Source organism: Woeseia sp. D3-10 (assembly GCF_055809415.1).
Genome location: NZ_JBVVTW010000001.1, coordinates 1 through 8,211 on the forward strand (window position 1 = coordinate 1; position 8,211 = coordinate 8,211).

The following is an 8,211-nucleotide window of genomic DNA, read 5'->3' on the forward strand; positions in this document are numbered from 1 at the left end:
CCTTCTGACCAGGTAGCCAGTGAACGTAATTCCTGCACTTTAGGATGATCTTCCGGCGCATCATCAGGTAGGGGTAAGCCACTGGGATTAAATACCCGAAGTCTCTGCACCCAATCGCTGTAACAAACGCTCAGATTCCTCAATCACCAGACGACTGAAAGATCTTTTTCTCAATGAACCGTACAACAATAAAATGCGTGGCTTATGTTCAGGTGTCTGAGGCTTTAGCAATGATTGTAAATCAATATCTGCAAAAAACAGATTCCTTAAGCGCTGGAAAGTCAGTCATCCGATTTTTGCATTAACTTCAATATGCTTGAAAAATCCAATTCACCGTATCCGCTGTTCTGGTGAATTTGATACAGTTGCGTCGCCAGTGACCCCATAGGCGTTGAACTTTTCGATTGGCTGGCTAATTCTTGCGACAAGCCCAAATCTTTGCTCATCAAATTCACCATGAATCCGCCTTGATACCCATTCGAAGATGGTACGCTCTCCATCACATCTGGATATGGATTATAAAGCTGCAAAGACCAGTTATTACCAGAGCTGGCTTTCATAATCTCAGAGAGCACAGTTGGGTCCAAGCCTTGGGATGTCCCCATATTCAACGCTTCGGCTGTACCAATCATGTGTACTGCCAACAACATATTATTACAAATCTTAGCAACCTGGCCGGCTCCATTTTCTCCGGCATGGAAAATGTTTTTACCCATAGCTGATAATATTGGCTTAGCTTGTTCAAAGTCAGCCGCCGAACCACCACAAATAAAAGTTAACGTTCCAGCAATAGCCGCTGCAGTTCCACCAGAAACCGGCGCGTCAATCATGGCAATGTCCTGTTGGCGACAAGCTTGAGCCACATCACGAGCATCGGCGGCTGCAATGGTTGAAGAGTCGATCACCAACACATCTTTTCTCAAATGTGGAATCAGGCCGTTTTTACCCAAGAACAAGGATTTAACAATCGCACCATTCGGTAACATAGAAATCACAACGTTGGCTTCTTTCACAGCCTCAACGGCATTATCAGCGGCCTGTGCGCCAACAGCTACAGCTTCTTCCACTGCCTGTTTGTTCAGATCATAAACAGTCAGTTCATAACCGTTTTTAATCAAATTGTGTGCCATTGGGCCGCCCATGTTGCCCAACCCAATAAATGTTACTTTAATTCCCATAATGTTGTCCTCTAAAGGTTTGTTAGTGGCGCTTTCAACCCTGCCATGGCGGCGTAAAAAATTCTTCAACCTGCGCTGCGCTGATATCAGTCACATTCTGAGCTGACCATTGTGGCTGTCCATCTTTATCAATCAACAGTGCGCGAATACCTTCGGCCAAATCATCATGCATAGCACAACGTGTGGAAACCATAAGTTCCATTTGAAAAACTTCTTTCAAACTCATGTGTTTGGCACGTTGGATTTGTTGCTGAACCAGAACTAAAGTCATTGGACAGCCGCTTAAAATGGCTTTTTGAGCAAAACCCAACCATTTTTCATTGGTTTCCAGAGACTTAAAAGAATCAACAATATCAGCTAGTTGCTGACCCTTCATCAAGTCATTAATCACATCAAAATGTCGCCTGAGCTGACTTTCTACCGGTACTTGCGATTCACCCAAAGAAGTAATGGTCTCAGAAATCTCCAGATGAGGGTCAGTGAATGGCAACGCTGTCAAAGCCTGTAGCAAATCAGCCTTATTTTCAGATTCAAGATAATGATCAGCCAGTTTTGTGAACAATGCATCGGCTGCGTTCATACGTGCACCCGTCATGCCCAAAAATTCGGCAGTTCTCCCTGGCATGCGTTGGAAAACGCAGGATGCCCCGACATCCGGATATAAGCCGATGGTCACTTCTGGCATGGCCACCATAGATTTTTCAGTGACAATGCGGTGTGAACCACCAACAGCGATACCCAAACCACCACCCATTACAATACCATCGGCCCAAATAATGATGGGTTTATCGTAGGTATGAATGGTGTAATCCAGACGATATTCCAGAGTAAAAAATTCAGCTGCTTTTTCCGGTATATCACCCGCAGCCGTCTCTTGCATGGAATGATACAGCATAACCACATCACCGCCGGCACAAAAAGCTTTATCACCGGCACCTTCAATCCACACAGCTTTGATGCGATCATTATGCTTCCATTCATCCAACACAGCCTGTACAGCAACTATCATTTCAGTGGACAGTGCATTCAATGCCTTGGGCTTATCCAAAACGATTCTGGCTACCGTGCCATGATCACCTTCATGATAATGTGTTTGAATGGTCATCAGACGATCACCTCGGTTGCGCCTTCTACCAATACTTTTCTGGACACAATCAAACGCATAATCTCATTGGTGCCTTCCAAGATACGGTGTACCCGACAATCGCGTACAAAACGTTCCAGCGGATATTCTTTAATATAGCCATAACCACCATGCAACTGCAGCGCTTCATCACAAATATTAAAACACAAATCTGTGGCAAAACGTTTTGCCATCGCACAATAAGCCATGGCGTTTTGGTCTTTGGTATCCAGCTTAAATGCAGCCAAACGCACCATCTGCCTCGCAGCGATGAGTTCAGTGACCATATCTGCCAGCTTAAACTGCAGTGATTGGAATGAAGCCAGAGATTGTCCAAATTGTTTGCGTTCATGCATATATTGCTGAGCAGCATTGACTGCAGCCTGGGCAGTACCTAATGAACACGGAGCAATATCGACGCCCCCATCCAGCCCTTTCATTGCAAAGGTAAAACCCTGACCTTCCTGACCAATCAGATATTTTTGCGGCACTCTGACATTTTCAGTACGCCACGAACCGCGTTGGTTGTGAGTTCCAACCCATTTTTTCTTCTTTTTTGCCATAACTGATGCCGTCCAAGTCTGCTGGCACCATAATGCAGGAAATACCTTTGGGGCCTTCCTGACCAGTGCGTGCCATCAATATCAATACATCTGTAGAGCCTGCACCTGAGATAAAAGTTTTACTGCCGTTGATAATATAATCATCGCCATCTTTTTCTGCTGTGGTTTTTAGGTTAGCCGCATCCGAACCATGACCAGGTTCTGTCAAGCAATAGGAAGCCAACATCTCTCCAGATGTCAGGCGTGTGCCCCATTCCTCAGCCAGCTCTGCCTCAGCAAAACTGGTCAACATCCAGGCACACATATTATGAATGGTTAGATAAGCCGTCGTCGAAGTACAGTATTTTGACATCTCTTCGAATATCAAAGAAGCATCCAGGCGACTCAATCCCAATCCACCATAAGCTTCTGGAGCATACAATCCAAGAAAACCCAGTTCACCAGTTTTCTTGATCACATCTACGGGAAAATGTGCTTTTAAATCCCATTCAGCGGCATACGGAGCCATTTCTTTTTCGCCAAACTCTTTGGCAGCTTGTACGAATGCCTGCTGATCTTCGTTCAGATTAAAGTCCATCGATAATATTCTCGTCTATTTAAAGGTTAATGGTGGCATTGGGTCCTGTGTCATCGGGAATATCTGACTCAAACCAACGTGATGTGACCGTTTTGGTTTCCGTATAAAACCGAACCGCCTGCTTGCCGTAGGCATGTTGATCACCATAGAAAGATTTTCTCCAACCTGTAAAAGAGAAAAATGGTAAAGGCACAGGAATAGGAATGTTGATACCCACCTGACCGACTTTAATCTCGTGTTGGAATTTACGTGCGGCTGCACCCGATGATGTGAAGATTGAAGTACCGTTACCGTACGGGTTGTTATTAATTAACTCAATAGCCTCTTCCAAAGTATCAGCTGTCATTACACATAAAACAGGACCAAAAATTTCTTTTTTGTAAATGTCCATATCTACGGTTACATCGGAGAACAATGTTGGCCCAACCCAATTACCGTTGGGATAACCTTCTACCGTATGACCACGGCCATCCAGTAATAATGTAGCACCTTCCTCGACACCTTGCTTAATCATGTTCTCAACGTTCTGTTTTGCTTGAGGGCTGATTTGTGGCCCGTAAAATGATTCCTTGTTCTTCCAGTATCCTGGCTTCATTTCTGTCATCTTGCCTTTGATCTCATCCAACCATTCGCGACTTTCGCCAACCAGCACAGCGACCGAAATAGCCATACAGCGTTGTCCCGCCGCACCACAGGCTGAGCCAGCAATGTTGTTTACGACCTGCTGTTTATTGGCATCTGGCATCACCACCATGTGATTTTTAGCACCGGCAAAAGCCTGTACGCGCTTCAGATTCTGCGTACCTGTGCGGTAAATGTGCTCACCTACTGGCACTGAACCAACAAATGAAATCGCCTCAATATCCGGATGATTCAACAGTTGATCCACCTGATCTTTGCCACCGTGTACAACTTGCAACGTATCTTTGGGAAAACCTGCTTCATAAAATAATTCTGCCAGGCGCATGGGTGTATTGGGATCTTGCTCAGAAGGTTTCAATACGAATGTGTTACCACACACTACCGCCATAGGAAACATCCACAAAGGAATCATCGCCGGGAAATTAAACTGGGTAATACCGGTACACACACCCAATGGTTGAATCAGGCTGTAAGTGTCTACTTTATTGGCTACATTCTCAACTGTTTCACCCATCATCAAAGTGGGGATGTTAGCCGCATGCTCCGCAACCTCAATACCACGCCATACATCACCTTTGGCATCTTCAAAATTCTTGCCGGTTTCTTCTGCAAGAATCTCAGCTATTTCATCGTGGTGCTTTTTCAACAAATGCTGATAACGCAACATCATACGCGCCCGCTGTGTGACCGGAACGTCTTTCCAAGTTTCAAAAGCTTTCTTGGCAGAAGCCACAGCCTGATCTACTCTCTGCAGCGGTGGCGAAAGGAACCTGATTGATGACTTCTTGAGTCGCAGGATTGGTCACATCAAGCCAATCAGACGAAGTGCTGATTACCGCTTGACCATCAATGAACATTGGAATCTGTTGTGTCATGTCGTACCTGTTAATTACAAATTAAAATGGGATTAATTGAAGCCTATCTTAGGGGCCACAAAACCCGGGGATTATAGCATTAAAAAGCCATTGATTACATCCAGGATAGAACCAGAATCGGGATGGATTAACTGTGCATAGTATGAACGGATTAGAATGCAGTCTGAATACAATATTTGCAGTCTTTGTAAAAGACTTACTTGGTTGATTTCAGCCGTTATTTCGTGCTCGAATATTGAAGGAAAAACCAACATCTGCTTTTTTCACAAAACAATTGTCAGCCTTAAAAATTCATCTATTGCCTGCGTTAACATAATCTTCATTTGAACATTTGTCACAAATGTCATTAAATTCTACCTAAAGTTGATATTGGACAAAATCTATGAGAGTTGCTGTTATTGGTACAGGCTATGTTGGTCTGGTCACTGGTATCTGTTTATCAGAAGTGGGTAATACCGTCGTATGTTTTGACATAGATAAGGAAAAGATAGGTCTGTTGCAAGATGGTCAAGTACCCATCTATGAACCCGGTTTGAAAAAACTGTTGAAAAAAAATCAAAAAGCACAGCGTCTTCAATTCAACCATAATTTTGAACAATCCATCCTTAATGCTGAAATCATCATTATAGCTGTCGGCACGCCACCCAACGAAGATGGTTCTGCCGATCTGAGTCACGTCTTGACTGTTGCCAAAATCATTGGAGAAAACATCAGCAATTATGCGCTCATCGTAACAAAATCGACAGTACCGGTTGGTACTGGAAATCAGGTCAAACAGACCATTCAACAGGCTCTGAATGCCAGGCAAGCTGACATTGATTTTGATATCGCATCCAATCCTGAGTTTTTAAAAGAAGGTGCTGCAATTCAGGACTTTATGTATCCGGATCGCATAGTCATTGGTTGTGAAACAGAAAAAGCCGCAGAAACTCTGAAAGAACTGTATGCCCCATTCAATCGCAGCCGTGACAAAATGCATGTGATGGATATGGTTTCCAGTGAATTAACCAAATATGCATCCAATTGCATTCTGGCGACTAAAATTAGTTTAATGAATGAAATAGCCAACGTATCTGATCAAGTTGGCGCCAATATCACACAGGTTCGATTGGCTATGGGAGCAGATCCGCGCATCGGACATCATTTTATTTACCCAGGTGTCGGTTATGGGGGTTCCTGTTTTCCGAAAGACGTTCGCGCACTGATTCATATCGGCCAGGAAAATCAATGCAACATGGATATTCTGGGTGGCAGTGGAAACGGTTAATCAACGCCAAAAAAGTGTTTTGTTCAAAAAAATATCAACACATTATTCGGATCTGCAAGGCAAAACCATAACCATTTGGGGCTTGAGCTTCAAACCCAATACTGATGATGTTCGCGAAGCACCCAGTCTGGTTTTGATTGAACAACTGTTGCAAGCGGGGGCCCATATCAAAGCTTTCTGCCCTAAAGGTATGCCGGCTGTAAAAGCCAAACTTGGTAAAAGAGAGAACATAACGTTTTGCTCAACGGCTGATGCGGCCACCGCTGACAGCGATGGCCTTGCTTTGGTTACTGAATGGAAACAATTCTGGTCGATTGACTTCGCAACTCTGAAGGAAAAGATGCGCTCACATGTGATTTTCGATGGGCGTAATATCTGGAACCTGAAAAAGCAAAAAATGCTGGTTTCAGTTATTACGGGATCGGTCTATCATAAACAGTTATTCATCAGGAGGAGTAGCTATTCAGACGACTTCATCTGACCCTTCGTTGATGTCTTCGAACAAATACGTACTCAAATAACGCTCACCAGTATCTGGCAACATACACAATATCACCGATCCTTCTGACGCTTTTTTAGCCACTTCAAGAGCCGCTGCAAAAGTGGCACCGGCAGAGATACCACACAATATACCCTCCTGACTTGCCAAACCTAATGCGCCGGCTTTGGCTTGATGTTCATCAACAGGAATAATGGCATCATATACGTCCCTACTCATCACATCGGCAATAAAGTCCGGTGTCCAGCCCTGAAGTTTATGCGGGCTCCATTCTTTGCCGCTGAGTAAAGCCGCTTCAACTGGTTCAGTCGCAATCACCTGTATATCAGGTCGTGCCAGTTTCAACATTTCACCTACACCTGTGATGGTGCCACCGGTTCCATAACCACTGACAAAATAATCCAGTTTTTTATCCGCAAAATCCCGCAATATTTCTGGCCCTGTTGTATTTCTGTGGTAAGCAGGATTAGCCAGATTTTCGAACTGACGGGCCAGAAACCATCCGTTTTTTTCAGCCAATTCTTCTGCTACCCGCACCATACCACTGCCGCGCTCTGCTGCTGGGGTTAATAATACTTTTGCACCCAGTGCTCGCATCAGTTTGCGCCTTTCTATGGAAAATGTTTCAGTCATGACTGCAACAAAAGGATAGCCTTTGGCAGCACACGCCATGGCTAATGCAATACCAGTATTTCCCGATGTTGCTTCAATGACTGTTTGACCAGGCTTTAACGCACCTGAGGCTTCAGCATCTTGAATAATGGCATGCGCCTTAGCCTGTCTCCTTTAGATGATGCCAAGTGGATCTTTAACGCTTCGAATCCTCTGAATACATTTCCACATGCTCAGGAGCCAAACGATTAACTCTGACAACAGGGGTATTACCAAATGGCTTCGAAAATTGAATTATGAATCATAAATCTGTCCTAATCGGTTAGTTTTCTTATCTGCCCTATCAGGAGGCAGATTTTAAATAATACGTTTGCTCACCTGTGATGTGCTGATCCGGTTTAAACCATTTCAATCGCTCTGACAAAGCAGCAACTTCTCCAATGAAAATCATAGCCGGAGATTTGATCTTATGCTCTGCGATCAAATGCGAAAGATCACCCAGTTCACCTCGAATAACCCTCTGGTCCGCGCGTGTCCCATTTTCAACAATGGCTAATGGCGTTTGTGGACTTTTACCGTACCTCATAAGATTAAGAGGATAACACATCAGATTTCAATAAACCCATATAGACCGCAATGGTCTGTTTTTCTCGCGCTAAAAGATCGCCAATCTAATGTATCTATGGAATTTTTACAGTGCGCGGTAATAAATAAGACATTACGCGCATGATCACGGTGCGTTAACGGAATACCCGCATAGGCTGAACAACCGACAGCAGCTGTGATACCGGTAGGATTGATAATCATTTTTTCCTGAGGTGACGTATTCATACATGGCAAACGCTGAAACTTAGCATATGAACCGAACCCATACA

4 protein-coding genes and 5 pseudogenes are annotated in these 8,211 nt (G+C 44.1%); 2 read left to right on the forward strand and 7 right to left on the reverse strand.

Going from position 1 to position 8,211, the window contains the following annotated elements; translation table 11 throughout:
* From AC0L8N_RS00005 to AC0L8N_RS00025, 5 genes and pseudogenes are all read right to left on the reverse strand, one after another.
* Positions 1-261 (reverse strand): annotated as a pseudogene (locus AC0L8N_RS00005) (NAD(P)H-dependent oxidoreductase); the annotation flags it as partial.
* Positions 262-281: 20 nt separating this feature from the next.
* A complete protein-coding gene (gene mmsB, locus AC0L8N_RS00010) occupies positions 282-1,247 on the reverse strand; it encodes a 3-hydroxyisobutyrate dehydrogenase (protein ID WP_473665585.1) in 966 nt (321 codons plus the stop codon).
* Positions 1,213-2,283: an enoyl-CoA hydratase/isomerase family protein gene (locus tag AC0L8N_RS00015; RefSeq protein ID WP_473665586.1), complete on the reverse strand. Its 1,071-nt coding sequence runs from the start codon at positions 2,281-2,283 to the stop codon at positions 1,213-1,215. The genes mmsB and AC0L8N_RS00015 overlap by 35 nt, the downstream gene beginning before the upstream one ends.
* Positions 2,283-3,441, reverse strand: a pseudogene (locus AC0L8N_RS00020) (acyl-CoA dehydrogenase family protein). Before AC0L8N_RS00020 ends, AC0L8N_RS00015 begins: the two are co-directional and overlap by 1 nt.
* 19 nt (positions 3,442-3,460) lie before the next feature.
* Positions 3,461-4,958, reverse strand: a pseudogene (locus AC0L8N_RS00025) (CoA-acylating methylmalonate-semialdehyde dehydrogenase).
* A 382-nt stretch (positions 4,959-5,340) separates the two neighbouring features.
* On the opposite strand from AC0L8N_RS00025, the gene AC0L8N_RS00030 reads away from it, so the two are divergent.
* Positions 5,341-6,225 (forward strand): UDP-glucose dehydrogenase family protein, encoded by an 885-nt coding sequence (locus AC0L8N_RS00030; protein ID WP_473665587.1) that lies wholly within the window; start codon positions 5,341-5,343, stop codon positions 6,223-6,225.
* Positions 6,206-6,706, forward strand: a complete 501-nt coding sequence (locus tag AC0L8N_RS00035) for a UDP binding domain-containing protein (RefSeq protein ID WP_473665588.1) — start codon at positions 6,206-6,208, stop codon at positions 6,704-6,706. The genes AC0L8N_RS00030 and AC0L8N_RS00035 overlap by 20 nt, the downstream gene beginning before the upstream one ends.
* Here the strand turns inward: AC0L8N_RS00035 and cysK are convergent.
* Positions 6,689-7,641, reverse strand: a pseudogene (cysK, locus tag AC0L8N_RS00040) (cysteine synthase A). The gene AC0L8N_RS00035 and the pseudogene cysK overlap by 18 nt on opposite strands.
* Positions 7,642-7,942: 301 nt before the next feature.
* A pseudogene (locus tag AC0L8N_RS00045) lies at positions 7,943-8,211 on the reverse strand (hypothetical protein); the annotation flags it as partial.

Excerpts from the sequence above, each read along its gene's own strand:
- AC0L8N_RS00015 (WP_473665586.1), bottom strand. The coding sequence starts at position 2,283 with ATGACCATTCAAACACATTATCATGAAGGTGATCATGGCACGGTAGCC.
- AC0L8N_RS00030 (WP_473665587.1), top strand. The coding sequence starts at position 5,341 with ATGAGAGTTGCTGTTATTGGTACAGGCTATGTTGGTCTGGTCACTGGT.